The organism is Corynebacterium durum (genome assembly GCF_030408675.1).
Lineage (GTDB): Bacteria > Actinomycetota > Actinomycetes > Mycobacteriales > Mycobacteriaceae > Corynebacterium > Corynebacterium durum.
In genome coordinates, this window is sequence record NZ_CP047200.1 from 2,544,838 (window position 1) to 2,561,220 (window position 16,383).

A 16,383-nucleotide genomic window follows, 5' to 3' on the forward strand; every position below is an offset into this window, starting at 1 on the left:
CTACCAGGCTTGTGAAATATCAGCGTGCTGGCGTATCCACGCATGCATAGCAATACCCGCTGCCACACCAGCATTAATAGAGCGTGTGGAACCAAACTGCGCAATCGAACACGTCATCAACGCCCCACTGCGCGCCGCCTCCGTCACACCCGGACCCTCCTGCCCGAACAGCAACAGACAGCGCTCCGGCAGCTCCGCCGTTTCCAGCGGCACAGACCCAGGGGTGTTGTCGATGGCCACAACAGTCAGCCCCTGCTCCTTTGCCCATTGTAAAAGCGTATCGACGTCCGGGTGGTGAAGGAGGTGCTGGTACCTATCGGTCACCATCGCCCCCCGCCTGTTCCAGCGACGTCTACCTACAATGTGTACCGTATTCACTGCGAACGCGTTGGCGGTGCGCACAACCGTGCCAATGTTGGCATCGTGCTCGAAATTCTCAATGGCCACATGCAGATCATGCCGACGGGTATCAATATCGGCGACGATGGCATCCCGCGTCCAGTACCGGTAGGCATCCACAACGTTGCGCCTATCGCCTTCGGCGAGCAACGCGGCGTCGAAACGCGGATCGGTGGGCAGCGGCTGACCAGGATGTTCTACCTCCCACGGCCCGACACCAACACGGGATTCTCCCCACTCGGTGGGGCCGGGGTGCTGATCAGGCAAGACCAAGATCCTCCAGGCCCAGGAGGAAACGGTAGTCCAGCCCCTCATCCGCAATGACCTTATCCGCACCCGTGGCGCGGTCCACCACCGTGGCCACCCCTACGACCTCCGCACCAGCCTCGCGCAGCGCCGCAACAGCGGTCAGCGGGGAATTACCGGTGGTCGTCGTATCCTCCACCACCAGCACCTTCTTGCCCACAATGTCTGGGCCTTCAATACGGCGCTGCATTCCGTGCTTCTTCGCCTCCTTGCGGACCACAAAGGCGTTAATGTCGCGACCATCGGCGTGCATAATCGCCGTGGCCACCGGGTCCGCCCCCAACGTCAAACCACCCACAGCAACGTAATCCCAGTCGGCTGTCAGCTCTCGCAGCAGCTGGCCAATCAACCGCGACGCGCGATGATGCAGCGTTGCACGCCGCAAATCCACGTAATAGTCGGCTTCCTTGCCAGACGACAACGTCACACGGCCATGCACCACGGCCAGTTCCTTCACCAGCTCCGCCAATTCGGCCAGCTGTGCATTATTTACCATCAACAACTCCTCAAACTACAGGGTGGGACCATCGCGCAGTGGATTCGTCCCAAACTCCTCCGCCAAATCCTCAAAGATACTGGAGGGGCGGCGCTGCTCCCGCACAATACGGGGCGTCTGGGTCGGCTTGTCTTCCGGCTTCTTCTCCCCATCGGCGATGGCGTCCACTTCATCCACGCCCACCATGCGAGGCTCCACCACGCCGCGCACCTCAGAATGCATCCGACTGGGCATTTCCACCGGCGTATCGGGACGCTGCACCCGCAAAAACGGTGCTGGCTCCGGCTCTGGGGTGGGGGCTGGCGTCGACTCTGGGGCGCTCTCTGAGGCTGCAGGCATCGGGCGACTCGACCCCAAGCTGTCAAATGCATCCACCTGCAACGCCGAGGTGCGTGGGGGTAGCATGCGCGCGGCGTCGGCAAGCAACGCCAACGGTTCCGAGGCAGCCTCCCACACCACCGGGGTGGTGCGGGGAACAAACTGCGCAAGAATCCAGTCCGATTCCATCCATACCTGCGAGACCTCAGCAGGCATGGCGGTCAGGGCGGCCTCCACACGCGCATCGATCAGACGCTCCGTGGCACCGACATCATTACTCAAAATGCGGAAACCAGCGGTGGAACGCACGGGAACCAAATCCTCCGCGCCCTGCGGCACGCCGCGATGCGCCTCCACCACAATGTCCGACGAGGAACCACGGCGAACAGCCATTACCGTCGTGCCGCCAATATCGGCCAAATACATCTCATAATCGCCGACGGTTCCACTCACCACTTCCCGCACAGGCGCGCCCGAGGCTGCGGTGCCGCGAGCCCACTCATCGTGCAGAAAATCATCACGCTTGGTGTAGCCAAAACCACGAGACATTGCCCACTGACGACGCTCCCGGCGCGACGACCCCGGCCACTTATCACGCCGACCGGGTGCCTCAGATTCTGACTGTTCTGCATGTTCTTCTTCTGAGTTAGCGCGATCCGCGATGGTGGCCTTGGTGGTCACCACAGGCTCAGGCTTCGCGTGCTTGCCTTTCGACGGCTTTGCCTTATTCGGCAAGACGATCTGCCGAGTATCGTCAGAGCGAAGCCCGCCAGCCGGGGCGACTGCCTGTTCGACGGTGCCATTGCTGTCCTTGGCCTGCTGCAACTGGGGGTTCCGACGCGAATCAAGAAACCACAAGCCAACAGCGGCTGCTGCTGCTAACGCAGCCAATATAAACCACACGATGCCCTCTCAGAAGAATTCACTGATGTCTAATCGCTACGTTCAACCGGGTTATTTCGGTCGGCACACCACTGCGACCACCCACCCAAATACAAAGCGGCACCCGGAAGACCCGCATGATGCATGGCGGCAATGGCCTGGGCGGAATGTACCCCAGAACCAGAATAGACAATGACGTTGTTGGGATCTGTCACCCCAACCTTCTCAAACGTGGCGCGGATCTCCTCGGCGGGACGGAAGGTGTTGTCCGGGTTGAGGATTTCGCGGGTAGGCACACTCACCGCGCCAGGAATATGGCCGGCCTTCAAATCAAGGCGTTCCTTGCGGCCGGCGTAACGGTTCGCCTCACGAGTATCAATGAGCACCCCATCGAAGTTTTTCACTTCATCAATAGTCGCCACAGGGAGCTGACCAGCAACAACCTCCTGGGCCTGACCACGACCCAGGTTCCCCGGGCCGCCGACAATCTGGTACCCGGCGCGCTCCCAGGCGGCGAGGCCACCATCAAGAATGCGCACGCCTTTTACACCCGCCCAGGTGAGAATCCACCAAGCGCGGGCGGAGAACAGCCCCTTGCCTTGGTCGTAGACGATGATCTCGCGGTCGTCGTGAAGCCCCCAGTGGTTGAACCAACGCTGCAGTTTATCGGGGTCCGGCAGCGGGTTACGACCAACGGAGCTGCTGGGAGTGCTGGCCAGCGCAGCGGCAGTATCGCAGAACAAGGCGGTGGGGATGTGTTCAGACTGGAAAAGCTGGAAACCGCCCCCCTCATGGGGCATCCACAACGACGCCAAAATGGTTGTTTTGGCACCGTGGCTGATGCGTTCATTGAGATCTTGTGGAGAGATGAGGATGCTCATGTCTGCGATTGTATTGCCTTTCTACCTGGGGGCGCACCGGGTGTGATGCTGGGGTGTGCTTTGCGGGCGTGATTGGGGTTGTGGTTGGGGATGCGGTTGAGGTACGTGACCAGCCCCATCCGTAGCACACACTCTAAAATTGTAACTGGTGTGAATATTGTAAATTAATGTGACACAAGTTCGCAATTTATGGTGCGATTGATCGGGAGGGCGGGGGTCCATGATCGCCGAATGCACGATAGGTCCACCGGCAGGTATGGAAATCAGTGTTTTCCTAGCTCAGCGATGGACTCATCGTGCATCTGCATAGTGTGCTTATGCCCAAGCACGAAAATGGGACGTTTTTGAGCTTGGAGATAGGCATACTTTCATGCAAGCGTTTGCACTAACGCCGTTCAGTGGCTGTGTGTGCGCCGCGCTCTATCACACTCACGTTTTGAGCAGGTTTTTGTGCAGTGTGGTAGAGCACAGCACCCTTCTACGCAAGCCCCCAATCACGCCGTCGCCATCGCTGGCTCACGCTCACCCGCAGTCGGTCCTCCAACCACGCCCCGCCGTGTGGATCGCCACACCCCCACAACACTGAGGGAAAGCCCACCAAAGAGAATCAGAAGACGCATCCCCAGCACGGTCCGATCGCTGAACTCCATAAGCGCCAACACCTTCGGGGAGTTCAGAAACACCAGGCTTGTCCCCACAACACCACCGAGCAGGAACGGGTTCACTCTGCTAACCAGCCATGCGGCCAGCGGGGCAGCAATAACCCCGCCGAGCAGCAGCCCAGCAACCGCCACTGCGTTAGCCACCAGGTCATGCCACATCCCCAGCGCAAACCCGAGGGTGGCGGCAAGAGTAACAAGGAACTCGGCGGTATTGACCGCTCCGATAACGCGGCGCGGCTCCGTGCGTCCCAAACTCATCAACGTGGAGGATGTCACAGGACCCCAGCCACCCCCGCCGGAGGCATCAATAAAACCACCACATACCCCCAGCACGGCCAGAAACACCGGGTTGTAAGGCTGTTTCATTGGCGGGGGCGCCGACGCACCCCGGGCAAACTTCGCTACAAGCACCACACCCAGCACACAGAGGATACCGGCGGTGACTGGCGCTGCTACAGCCGTGGACATGTGGCTGAGCAGGGTGGCACCAAGAAACGCACCGGTCGCGCCGGGTACACCAAGGCGAAGCACCACGCCCCAATCAACGTTGCCAAATTTCCAGTGGGACACTCCCGAGGCGAGGGTGGTACCCAGTTCAGCAGTGTGGACTATCGCGCTCGCCTGCGCCGGTCCGAGTCCAGCGAGAACAATGAGGACGGTACTGGCGGTCACGCCGAAACCCATGCCGAGGGTTCCGTCGATAAGTTCGGCCGCAGCACCCGCCACCGCAATGAGGAGTAGTTTTCTCATGGGCTTTTCCTAGGCTGGTACGGTGACGCAGTCGCGGTAGCGCGCTGCGACTATTCCGGCAAGGTCGCTGCCGAGCGGCGGACTCACAGTCACATGCGACGCGCGTATATCCACTTTGTCTAGAAGCAATCCGGCAGTCACAAACAGCGGAAGAATATGCAGTTTGTTGCTCTGCGCAGCAACGTCGCCAATGGTGATGCCGCGCGTCGCGGCGACAGCCCACACCCAACGCCCGGTCAGTTCAGCAACGTCATCGGCGAGGTTCACCACGCTGCGGTTGGCATCGTCGCAGCTGGTACCCACCGAGTAGAGGGCAATATCGGCATCGGTGGGGGCGTCGCGGCGCACACGCCACGCAAGGAGCTGCGCCATGTCCTGCCCAACACCCAACCCGTGCGCAAGCGTAAGGTTCAGGCCACTGGCCGCGTGGGCCTCCGCCACTGCGCTGGGCACATCCACCCGACTGTGATAAGCGCGTGTGAACAGCAGGGGGACGACCACCGCATGGTGGTGGGTGGCGGCGAGAGCGCAGGTGGCGTCGATAAGCAGCGGTTCGTTGAGGTCAAGGTAGGCGGCGTGGGCGGGCACCCCCAGCAGATCGCCAGCTGCGGCGGCGAGCGTATCGACGCCCCGTGGCGCATCGCCGTGCCGCGACCCGTGCCCCAGCGTGATGAGGGCTACCATGACGTCACCAACCCGGCACCAAGCGTGTCGCCGCTGGCTTGGTCGATCACCAGAAAGGCACCGACTGCCCCGCGCGCTGCATAGGGTTCCACGGGAAGTTCGGAGGCGAGGTCGATACGCACCTGGGTGACGTCGTTGAGGCCCCACTCACCGTCAGCGATGCGGGCGCGAACCAGCGATGTTCCGTACCGGACTCGCACATTCTGACCTAGCCGGACATGTTTATCCGCAAGCCCCACTACCGTAGCGGTGATACTGCGTACAGCATCGGGGCGGTCAGGGCCTGCGATGAGGTCACCGCGGGAAAGATCAATGTCATCCGCTAGCAGCAACACCACCGCATCGCCCGCCTGGGCATGGTCCACTGGACCATCCGACGTATCAATGCCGAGCACCTGGGTTGTCCGACCCTGACCCACCGTCACCGTATCCCCAACAGCGACTTGACCTGTGGCAATACTGCCCGCATAGCCGCGATAATCGGAGGAATGCTCGCGGATCACATACTGGATAGGAAACCTGAACCCCAGGTCGTGGGCGCGATCTGCGGTCACAGAAATGTTCTCCAGCAGCTCCAGCACAGTCGGCCCGGTGTACCACGGCATGTGAGCACTGGGTTCCACAACGTTGTCGCCATACAATGCGGAAATAGGCACCACGTGCACCTGGTCAAACGCGGCGGCGAGAAGGCGGAAATCTTGGGCGATTGCGTCGAACGTGTTGCTGTCAAAGTCAACAAGGTCGATCTTGTTCACCGCCAACACCACTGTGCGCACCCCCAGCAGTTCGGCAGCCCGCAGGTGGCGACGCGTCTGCTCCACAATGCCGGTGCGTGCGTCCACCAACAGCACCACAACCTGGGAGGTAGACACCCCGGTCACTGTATTGCGCGTGTACTGCACGTGCCCCGGTGTATCCGCAAGAATGAACGTGCGTTTAGGCGTGGAAAAATAACGATACGCCACATCAATAGTGATGCCCTGCTCGCGCTCAGCGCGCAAGCCGTCCACCAGCAGCGACAAATCCAGCTGGTCCAGACCCTTTTCCCGGGAGGTGCGCTCCACAGCGGAAAGCTGATCCGCCAACACACTCTTGGTGTCATGCAGCAACCTGCCGACAAAGGTGGATTTCCCGTCATCCACGGAACCCGCCGTGCATAGCCGAAGGGTTTCACGGTCCTGCAGATGATCCTGCACATAAGTAGTCATCAGAAGTACCCTAGAAGTACCCTTCCTTTTTGCGGTCCTCCATGGCGGATTCGCTGAGCCGGTCATCGGCGCGGGTTGCACCCCGTTCCGTCAACCGTGAGGCGGCAATCTCCGCGATCACCTCATCCACGGTCGCGGCGTTAGACAGCACAGCCCCGGTGCAGGACATATCCCCCACCGTGCGGTAGCGCACCCGTTTGACCTGCACTGTTTCGCCGTCACGGGGGCCACCCCACTCCCCTGCTGTCAGCCACATGCCGTCGCGTTGGAAGACTTCACGTTCGTGCGCAAAATAGATCGGTGGCAGCTGAATATCACGGGCGCCGATGTATTCCCACACATCCGCTTCCGTCCAATTGGAGATGGGAAACACGCGAATGTTCTCGCCAGGCAGGTGCTCGCCGTTGTACAGGTTCCACAATTCAGGGCGCTGGCGACGGGGATCCCAGCCACCAAAAGAATCGCGCACGGAAAAGACGCGCTCCTTCGCGCGGGCGCGTTCCTCATCGCGGCGGGCACCGCCCAGAACGGCCCCATGACCAACCTCGTTGATGGTGTCTACCAGCGGGATTGTTTGCAGTGGGTTACGTGTTCCATCCGGGCGCTCCACTACATCACCACGATCAATCCAGTCCTGCACTGCAGCCACCCTCAGGCGGGCACCCGTCTGTTCCACCAGGCGATCACGAAACTCAATCACTTCCGGAAAATTATGGCCCGTATCCACATGCAGCAGTTCAAACGGAACGGCGGCGGGGGCAAACGCGCGGCGCGCCAGCTCAAACACCACCACCGAATCCTTGCCACCGGAAAACAGCAAGGCAACCCGGTCGAATTGGCCCGCAACCTCGCGAAGGATATGAATGGACTCGTTTTCCAAGTCCTTCAAGTGAGGGGACAACGGCGTAGTTGCTGTAGAAGTCATTGTTGTTGTCATGTGTGTAGTCCGCATTCTGTTTTGGCGTGCCCGGCCCAACGGCCAGCACGGAGGTCTTCACCAGCGACGACGGGGAGGGTGCAGGTGGCGCACCCAATCGAGGGATAGCCCTGGTGTGTAAGGGGGTGTTCAATGAGGTTGTTGTCAGTGATAAACCGCTCCGTATCCTCCAGCGACCACGTGACCAGCGGGGAAATCTTCAACCGGCCGGCGCTATCCAACGCCAGCGCTGGGGTGGTCGTGCGGGTCGGCCCGTCGGCGCGCCGCAGGCCCGTCACCCAACCCACATAGGGGCTGAGGCTCACCGCGAGCGGTTCCACCTTGCGCATTCGGCAACACGCCGCCGGGTTGCTCTGATACAGATTCGGACCATATTCCTGAGCTTGCTCATCGGCGCTGAGCACCGGTTTCGCCGTGACCAGGCGCTGCGGGTACCTGCGCTCCACCTGCGCCGCCACGTCCAGGGTTTCGGGAAAATGGAAACCGGTATCCAGGAACAGGAAATCCATGTCGGGTGCGTGGCGGGCCGCCAGCTCCGCCAGCACCGTATTCTCCATCGACAGCGTCACCACCACCCTGCCTGGCGAGAACTCCTGCGCCCACTGCATGATCGTCGCCGCATCAGCGTGGTACAGGTTTTCAGCGTGCTTATCGACGAGCTCCTCGTTCCGTTTCCGCAGCTCATCCGGCAAAGGTTCCGTGGTTCGGGGCCCGTCGGGGCTTACAGTGGGATCGCGAAACAGCGACAAGGTTGTCGGTATCTGAGTTGTATTATGAGGCAACATGATTGTGTCCGTGGGTTCGTAGGCTGGTGCGTAGCGCCTGCGCCGTTGATGCTGCTGGGGCGGGCGTTTGGTCGGGGTCGTCTTGGCCGTGGAACATGACGGAAAACACGCGGCGGCATTCTCCGCAGCTCCAGGCGAAATCATTCTCTACGTCGGGAAACAACTGAGTTCCCGCACAATAGGGGCAATACTCTGGAAAATTACGATTAGCGTTCGGTTGTCTGCGCAGGCTCATTGCAGATCCTCCTCGGCGGCGCGCAGCACCCACTCGCGGAACTGCTCGCCCTCTCGGCGCTGCTCCTTGTACTTAGTGACAAGGCGAACAACGTAGTCGCCCAGCTGCGCGGAGGTCACCTTATGTCCACGGAGCTTTTTGCCAAAGTCGGGGTCAAAGCCGAGGGAACCACCCAAGTGCACCTGGAAGCCCTCAACCTTGTTGCCCTGTTCATCGGTAACCAACTGGCCTTTCAATCCAATATCGGAAACCTGTGTGCGGGCACACGAATTCGGGCAGCCATTCAGACTGATCCGCAAGGGAACATCCAGATCACCGAGGCGTTGTTCCAGTTCATCCACTAGCTCAATGGCGCGGCCCTTGGTGGTGACCAGCGCAAGCTTGCAAAACTCCAAGCCAGTGCAGGAGACCACGCCGCGACGGAACTCACTGGGCTTGGTGTACAGGCCAATCGCGTCAAGATCCTTGGATAATGCCCCCACCTGATCTTCTTCCACGTCCAGGAACAACAGTTCCTTATCCACCGTGGTACGCAGGCGGGTCACGGCGTGTTTGTCCGCAGCGTCGGCAATAGCGATCAGCTGCTCGCCGGTCGCGTGACCGACCGTCGGTTTAACGCCGACATAAAACCTGCCGTCTTTCTGCTTGTGCACGCCAATATGGTCGCGATTGCCTGGATTGATGGGAGCTGCGGGGCCGTCAGCAAGGCGGTAGCCCAGGAAATCAGTTTCCAGAATTTCCCGGAACTTCTCCACTCCCCACGCGCCAACCAGGAATTTCATGCGGGCGCGGTTACGGAGGCGTCGATAACCGTACTCACGGAACAACCGCACTGTTGCCACCCACACCTCCGGCACCTGCTCCAAAGAAACCCAGACCCCAAGACGCTGCGCAAGCATCGGATTCGTGGACAAACCACCACCCACATACACGTCGAATCCCGGGCCAAATTCTGGGTGAACGGCACCAATAAACGCCAAATCCTGAATCTCGTGCGTCACGTCCTGGCGCGGCGACCCCGAAATAGCCGACTTAAACTTGCGCGGAAGATTATGAAACTCCTCCCGGTGCAGCCACTTTTGCGTGAGTTCTTCAATTGCTGGGGTGGCGTCAATAATCTCATCCGCCGCCACGCCTGCAACCGGGGAGCCAAGAATCACGCGCGGAACATCGCCGCAGCCCAAGAGAGTAGACAAGCCAACGGAATCCAGCTCCTGCCAAATCGCAGGCATATCCTCAACCTGAATCCAATGCAGCTGCACGTTTTGGCGATCCGTGAAGTCCGCAGTGCCCCGCGCATACTGCTGGGAGATCTCACCGACCGTGCGCAGCTGTTCCGTGGACACCACGCCACCATCGAAACGAACACGCAGCATAAAGTACTTATCCTGCAACTCGGCGTTGGTCATGGTGCTGGTGAACTCGCCGCCCAGGTTCTGCTTCCGCTGCGAATACAAGCCCACCCACTTAAACCGGGGCGCAAGATCTTCTACGGAAATCGAATCAAAACCCTGCTGTGAATACAGCTCGATAATGCGCTGCTTGCAGGACAAACCCGGGTCTTCCTGCTTAATGCGCTCATCATCGTTCAACGGGTCCGTGCCGTCTAATGCCCACTGTCCATCAGGTTTCTTCGTGCGGGCGGGGCGATTCCGGGCGGTTCGGGTCGCAGTGGCGGTAGGAGGGGTCATAGGGAGTCCTTCAGTCGGAGATGTTTGTGTGGAGCACGTGGGGTTTCGGTGCCGCTCGGTTCGTGGACACAAGTAAAACATACCACTTTGTCTATATCAACGATACGGCAAAGATTGAAGTGAAAACAGAGCGGTTCGGCGCAAAAATACAGCCTTTTAACTGGTATTTTGTTTTTATTCATCAGCAACGAGCCATCCGGGTTGCAGCATCAAATGGTCCACTATCCGGCCAGTTTTGCTCATATCGGATCAAGTTTAAGTGATATATCTCAAATTTTGCATACAGATTAGTCTAGTTAGAGAAGACAGGTTCGCCTCGGAATCCATAAAAATGACCGAGATGTGGGCATTAAATTCACAAAATTTACAACAGGACGCCGGAACAACAGCAGACCAGCTACCGACATACATGCTGTTCATATGGGTTTTATTGCGAATAATCTTGCCCTTAGACTGTCCTCGCCTCACTACAGACAACTTAGTCTGTGATTGCTAGGCTACGTTTTGGCCATACGTGACTAGCCACATATCTCTGACGCCTGGCATCGCAGCAACGGCGATGCCTACTGAGCCACCGGAACCACCGAGGCGTCGTAAAGCACGAACAACACTGCACAGCACTATTTCACCTACCCGAAAGGCAGAACAACCATGACACACCCCCTTCGCGTCGCCATCGTTGGCGCAGGTCCCGCAGGTATTTACGCTTCGGACCTGCTGATCAAATCTGCGGCTGACGTGAGCATTGACCTGTTTGAACAAATGCCAGCGCCATTTGGGCTGATCAGGTACGGTGTAGCGCCCGATCATCCGCGCATCAAAGGCATCGTGAAATCCCTGCACAACGTACTGGACAAGCCGGAGGTGCGGCTGCTGGCCAACATCACCATCGTACGCGACATCACCGTCGACGAACTCCGCTCCCACTACGACGCCGTTGTGTTCTCCACCGGCGCCGTCGGCGACCGCGACCTCGGTATTCCCGGGGCTGATCTTGAAGGCTCCTTCGGTGCAGGCGAATTCGTGGGATTCTACGACGGCAACCCCCACTTCGCACGGTCCTGGGATTTGTCCGCGCAGTCCGTGTCCGTGGTGGGTGTCGGGAATGTGGGTCTTGACGTTGCACGCATTCTTGCCAAAACCGGCGACGAGCTCCTAGTCACCGAGATTCCCGATAACGTGTATCAGAGCCTAAAAAACAACAAGGCCACTGACGTGCATGTGTTTGGGCGCCGCGGGCCTGCGCACGTGAAATTCACCCCGCAAGAACTCAAAGAACTCGACCACTCCCCCACCATCAATGTTGAGGTTGACCCCAACGACATTGACTACGACGCAGCCTCCGAAGAAGCACGTCGCAGCTCAAAATCACAGGACTTGGTGTGCAGCATCCTCGAAAACTACGCCATTCGCGACCCCAAAGACGCACCCCACACCATCCACATTCACCTCTTTGAAAACCCCGTGGAAATTCTCGGCCGCGATGGGCATGTGGTGGGTATACGAACCGAACGCACCGAACTCGACGGCAAAGGCGGCGTACGAGGAACAGGAAAATTCACTGACTGGCCTGTTCAAGCCATCTATCGAGCCGTTGGATACCGCTCCGATGCCATCACCGGACTGCCCTTTGATGAGGACGCCGCTGTTATCCCCAATGACGGCGGGCATGTAGTTGATGTTGATGGCAACGCGGTTTCTGGAGTGTATGTGACCGGGTGGATCAAGCGCGGGCCCGTCGGACTCATTGGCAACACCAAATCAGACGCAAAAGAAACCATCGACATGCTGCTTCACGACGCCGCGAACAACCAGCTCCCCACACCCGGTAAACCCGGTAAAGGTGACATTGTTGAACTACTCGAAGAACGCAACATCACCTACACAACCTGGGACGGGTGGTACCGTCTCGACGCAGAAGAACGCCGCCAAGGTGAACTCGAAGGACGCGAACGCAAAAAGATCGTCGAGTGGGACGAGATGGTGAACGCGTCAAACTCGGTGCCGGTGGTGGGGTGAAAGGTGAGGTTAAGATGTTGATGACGTGCGTGACACGGCGCGTTGCTTACCGCACGAGACACACCTCACGGTTCAAAAATTTACAGCACAACCTGCGCAGCTAAGCGTTTAGGTTTACACCGACATCAGAGTAAATCTGGGCAATACGCTTACGCGTATCTTCTTTAACACGCGGCGCTACAATGACCCCAAGATACTTTGCGCCGCGTTGCGCATCCAGTGGCTTAGCATATGCGGCCTCGTCGTCAACGAGATCTTTAGTGATATATTTGGCCGCATCCCGATCAAGCTCAGAATCAGAAAAACGCATATGCTTTGCCGCTTCCCGAAGGTCTGCAACATACTGAAACCAATCAAAAACAATAAGATTCTGCCATGCAGGATTGGGTTTAACGCGCCCCATATCTATCCCGTAGAACTCGCAACCACGCAACCTCGCCTCCGAAAGATCAACCCCCTGACACTGAGTGTGCTGGGCATTTTCCCTGAAGACCACATGATTAAGAAAACCAGAGATCGTCGAATCAGTTATGTTGTTGATGAAGCTATCACCATAGCCATTAAGGTCTACGTGCAACAATTGAGTGTTTTCGATGCTGGTAAATGCATTATTTGAGAACCTAAATGTATTACTAAAATTCTCAATGGAGCAATCACGTAGAGTAAGATACGCAGCACCCAACCGTTCAAAACTAAAATCTTTTGCCACAATGCGTGAAACCATGCAATTGACCATTAGCTCTACTGAATAAAATTCAACGTCATTAATTTCAATCTCAACAAATTCCACATTATCGAAATTTGTTCCACATAATAATTTCTCATTCTGAAGCCTAAGTCCAGTGACATGGGCATCGCGTATAGTGGCTGGCCCCATCGTAGTAATAAACTCTATCGTGTTACGAAGTTCTTCTCCATAGTTTTGGAGTTCTTCCCAGCCAGTTAGTCTAATCATAAAACTATCCTCACACGTTTCTACGAGTTTAATGTTGGGCGAAGATCTACACCAAGATCAGCATAGACCTCTACGATTCTCTCGCGTGATTTTTTAGGAATTCTTGAAGCTGTGACGAGGTCAACGTACTTCGATCCTCGTCTTGAGTCCAGAGGCCCCCTATAGCCAAATTTTTCAAAAGTTAAATCTCCTTGTATGGCCGAAGACGCCTTTCTATCGGCTTTATCCGATGACGATCTAAGCTTTTCAGAGGCTTCTATTAGGCGATCCACGTATTGAAACCAATCTGGAACTATGAGATGCGCCCATTTTGGATTGGGATTGACTCGCTCCATATCAACACCAAAGAAAGCAGAATCAATTAACTCAAGTTTCGAAAAATCAACGCCCATACATTGAGTACGTTGAACATTTTCGTTTAACACCATATTCCGGAACACCCCGGAAATCTCTGAGTCTACAATATTATCAATAAAGGGATGTTCAGCACCATCAAAATCTACATTAACTAGCTTACATCGCTCAATGCTATCAAATCCGAGATTAAAAGGGCGGCTTACATATATTGAATCTTCAATAGTTGAATCCGATATAATTAGATTTTTAAATCTGGCACTCAGCACCTTAATATTTTTGAAAAATGAGTCTGCGATCCAGCAGCCATCCTGCAAAAATAAAGGAGTCTTAATAACAATATCTTCGAATACCATATTGGAAAATTCACATCGGCGAAAATAATTTTCACAGTCTATTTCTCTACGATCGATTTGCATGTTAGATATCATCGCGCCATAAATAACATTATATTTTTGTTTCACTTCCGCGTTTCTGTCGAAAATTTCCGTCATATAATCGTCTAAATTCATTTAAGCACTCCAGTATAGTGTGTCGATGAAGATTACTTTACATAATCAACTATCTTGACTTTCCATAAAACCCAGACTTCGCGTAGTTAGATCCCACCAAACCAGAATTATTTGGACCATCACACCCACAGCATTTCACCAGAAACAGAAACATCTTACATATATTATTCTTGTTCAGCGATATATCTGATAATTCTCTGATTCAAATCTTGCACAGTCACGTTACGATAATTACGGTCCGAACTGCGCTAGCTGCATATGCTTTAGCCTTGATTGCATTCTGCTCCGCAATGTTATACGCGTTAATGGCATCAACAACAGCTTGATGTTTTATCCGCCCATCCTTGGCGGTACCCCACATCTCAAAAAGATGCTCGCCTAAAGTCTGCCCGTAGGAGTCTAGGAGTGCCCCGACTGCGCCGTGGACTTCACTGATGTCAGACAGAAGCTTTGGCCTAATTTTTTTGACCTGGGCACTGTAATACTCCCCCTCCGTTCCCCGGAACTCATCAATCGGTAACCCATGTAGTTCTGCAATAATTTCTTCAGCGGTGTCATTGAAAGACGTCCACGTTGCACTGGTTTCCCACACCAAATCCGGATCGCCACCGATATGAAACTCTGGCTTTTCAAAAGCTTCAAACGGTGGGATCATCATCTTCGGCATGGCGCCTCCAAGAGTAGGTCTATTAAAGTAATTACTTAGCCTACCGCACCAACCTTCAATTTTTCATACACAACAGATGAAAAATTTCTAACATATCATGAACTGCGGAAACATCACAGCGACCCATCACTAAGACCACGGATTCAAAGCACTCATGACCAGAACCATCACTGTGCTACCACGCTTTTATCCGTGAACGAGATGGTCGCGGGACCGAGTTTATCGAGACTTCCCTCATGGGTAACTAAGAGCTCCGAGTAATCATTACCCTTCACGCCCTTGACGGTGTTGCCAGATACGTTGACGCCTTTAATGTCTCCACGGACCTCCTGCCTGCCGTTTTGCGCTTTCGACACTTCCGCACCCACATACACAACAGGAAGAGTTTTGTTACGCGGGGTGAAAGTATTGCCAGTGATGGTGATGTTTTCCAGAGGACCATTTCCACCCGCGTACCGCACAGTCTCACCCGAGGGTTTCTTAGATTCCCCTTGAACCATATAGGAATGCGGGTTATCCTTCGCACCATTCAGATGAGACAGACTTGAATCTCCGTCCCACACGGATTCCACCCCAACAAATGCGCGGTTTGCCGTTCCGTCAACGGTATTGCCCGTAAATGTTGTCCCGCCAGAGTCGGGCCCCACGTACAGCAGCCAGCTAGGATGTTTGTCTCGGGTTGTCACACTGTTTCCGCTGAACGTGTTGTTTTTACTGCCCTGGTACGCCTGCAATATCCCCTGCCCATATGCCCGGCGAGTCACAATATTATTACCTTTCACATCGTTATGCTCCGAGCCATAGGCAATATGAACGCTGGAAGATATACTGTCCCGCAGCTGGTTGTTCTCCACGGTATTGTTGCTACTGCGGTCCTGCATGGAGATGTTGCGGGTGTTGTTTCGGATGGTGTTGCCCGTGATGTGACTACTCGTCACGCCGGAAAATTCAATACCGTAGTAGCCCCCGTCAATAGTATTGTCAGTGATCTTAATATCAGTATTTTTGAACATCGGATCCGCCGTTTTTCCAGTCGCGACATAACGCTCCCACACTTCCGCGCCTTTGCCCGTATAGTCGTCTTTTACACGATTCGTAGACACAAAGATCGGCACAACGCCGTCGTTTTCGTTGGCCATCGTGATGGTACTGCGATCCACCGTCACATTGCTCACATCGCCATGATCAGCAAGAATGCTTACTCCCCGGTAATTTACGTCGTTCATGGTGACGTTGCGAACAGTGACGTTTGAAATATGATCCCCAGAAATTCCGCTACTAAAACTGGAATTTTTCATATTGAGAGTGAAATCACTCAGCTCGATCCCAGAAGTTTTGCTCTGAAGCTCAAACGCACTGGCAAGCGTGCTGCTCGTTCCCTTCGTCCGCACGTCCAGGTGCGCACCGTGCCCGCGGATGTAACGCACCCCCATTGGCACATTCAGCGTCTCTGGCACCACGTAGGTACGCCCCGCCATCAGATCCACCCCGGCATTCTCCTGGCCTGCCTTCTTCAGCATTGCCTGCAGTTCATCCGCTTGGGCAGATGCGGGTACGCTTATCGACGCCCCGAAACACAGCAATCCAGCTATCACACTGCTTATTATCTTCCGCATACCAAAGAGCATACCTATCATTTTTT

16 protein-coding genes are annotated in these 16,383 nt (G+C 55.8%); 1 reads left to right on the top strand and 15 read right to left on the bottom strand.

The features are described 5' to 3' along the window. From CDUR_RS11870 to CDUR_RS11920, 11 genes are all read right to left on the bottom strand, one after another. Positions 1-714 carry a TrmH family RNA methyltransferase gene (locus CDUR_RS11870; protein ID WP_375379376.1) on the bottom strand — a complete coding sequence of 238 codons (714 nt, stop codon included), beginning with the start codon at positions 712-714 and terminating at the stop codon, positions 1-3. Beyond that, entirely contained in the window at positions 659-1,201 is a 543-nt protein-coding gene (gene pyrE / locus CDUR_RS11875) for an orotate phosphoribosyltransferase (RefSeq protein WP_179418364.1), read from the bottom strand. Before pyrE ends, CDUR_RS11870 begins: the two co-directional genes overlap by 56 nt. A 15-nt stretch (positions 1,202-1,216) precedes the next feature. Next, a complete protein-coding gene (locus tag CDUR_RS11880; RefSeq protein WP_179418365.1) occupies positions 1,217-2,422 on the bottom strand; it encodes a TtfA family protein in 1,206 nt (401 codons plus the stop codon). 29 nt (positions 2,423-2,451) lie between these two features. Beyond that, positions 2,452-3,282 (bottom strand): sulfurtransferase, encoded by an 831-nt coding sequence (locus CDUR_RS11885; RefSeq protein ID WP_179418366.1) that lies wholly within the window; start codon positions 3,280-3,282, stop codon positions 2,452-2,454. A gap of 494 nt (positions 3,283-3,776) precedes the next feature. Next, positions 3,777-4,694 carry a sulfite exporter TauE/SafE family protein gene (locus CDUR_RS11890; protein ID WP_179418367.1) on the bottom strand — a complete coding sequence of 306 codons (918 nt, stop codon included), beginning with the start codon at positions 4,692-4,694 and terminating at the stop codon, positions 3,777-3,779. A gap of 9 nt (positions 4,695-4,703) precedes the next feature. Then, entirely contained in the window at positions 4,704-5,378 is a 675-nt protein-coding gene (locus CDUR_RS11895; RefSeq protein ID WP_179418368.1) for a sirohydrochlorin chelatase, read from the bottom strand. Further along, positions 5,372-6,586 (bottom strand): sulfate adenylyltransferase subunit 1, encoded by a 1,215-nt coding sequence (locus tag CDUR_RS11900; protein ID WP_179418369.1) that lies wholly within the window; start codon positions 6,584-6,586, stop codon positions 5,372-5,374. Before CDUR_RS11900 ends, CDUR_RS11895 begins: the two co-directional genes overlap by 7 nt. A 10-nt stretch (positions 6,587-6,596) precedes the next feature. Further along, entirely contained in the window at positions 6,597-7,511 is a 915-nt protein-coding gene (gene cysD / locus CDUR_RS11905) for a sulfate adenylyltransferase subunit CysD (protein WP_179418370.1), read from the bottom strand. Positions 7,512-7,519: 8 nt separating this feature from the next. After that, positions 7,520-8,308: a phosphoadenylyl-sulfate reductase gene (locus CDUR_RS11910; RefSeq protein WP_179418371.1), complete on the bottom strand. Its 789-nt coding sequence runs from the start codon at positions 8,306-8,308 to the stop codon at positions 7,520-7,522. Next, positions 8,295-8,543, bottom strand: coding sequence for a hypothetical protein (locus CDUR_RS11915; RefSeq protein WP_179418372.1), 249 nt, complete (start codon positions 8,541-8,543; stop codon positions 8,295-8,297). The genes CDUR_RS11910 and CDUR_RS11915 overlap by 14 nt, the downstream gene beginning before the upstream one ends. After that, entirely contained in the window at positions 8,540-10,234 is a 1,695-nt protein-coding gene (locus CDUR_RS11920) for a nitrite/sulfite reductase (RefSeq protein WP_179418373.1), read from the bottom strand. Before CDUR_RS11920 ends, CDUR_RS11915 begins: the two co-directional genes overlap by 4 nt. Positions 10,235-10,885: 651 nt before the next feature. Between CDUR_RS11920 and CDUR_RS11925 the strand changes: the two genes are divergently transcribed. After that, positions 10,886-12,253 carry an FAD-dependent oxidoreductase gene (locus CDUR_RS11925; protein WP_179418374.1) on the top strand — a complete coding sequence of 456 codons (1,368 nt, stop codon included), beginning with the start codon at positions 10,886-10,888 and terminating at the stop codon, positions 12,251-12,253. Between the two features lie 100 nt (positions 12,254-12,353). Here the strand turns inward: CDUR_RS11925 and CDUR_RS11930 are convergent, their stop codons facing one another. The 4 genes from CDUR_RS11930 to CDUR_RS11945 all read right to left on the bottom strand — a co-directional run bounded on the left by CDUR_RS11930 (position 12,354) and on the right by CDUR_RS11945 (position 16,357). Then, positions 12,354-13,208 carry a pentapeptide repeat-containing protein gene (locus CDUR_RS11930; protein WP_179418375.1) on the bottom strand — a complete coding sequence of 285 codons (855 nt, stop codon included), beginning with the start codon at positions 13,206-13,208 and terminating at the stop codon, positions 12,354-12,356. 20 nt (positions 13,209-13,228) lie between these two features. Further along, positions 13,229-14,074 (bottom strand): hypothetical protein, encoded by an 846-nt coding sequence (locus tag CDUR_RS11935; RefSeq protein ID WP_179418376.1) that lies wholly within the window; start codon positions 14,072-14,074, stop codon positions 13,229-13,231. Positions 14,075-14,291: 217 nt separating this feature from the next. Beyond that, positions 14,292-14,741: a hypothetical protein gene (locus CDUR_RS11940; protein WP_179418377.1), complete on the bottom strand. Its 450-nt coding sequence runs from the start codon at positions 14,739-14,741 to the stop codon at positions 14,292-14,294. 167 nt (positions 14,742-14,908) lie between these two features. After that, positions 14,909-16,357 carry a NosD domain-containing protein gene (locus CDUR_RS11945; RefSeq protein ID WP_179418378.1) on the bottom strand — a complete coding sequence of 483 codons (1,449 nt, stop codon included), beginning with the start codon at positions 16,355-16,357 and terminating at the stop codon, positions 14,909-14,911. Between the last annotated feature and the right edge of the window lie 26 nt (positions 16,358-16,383).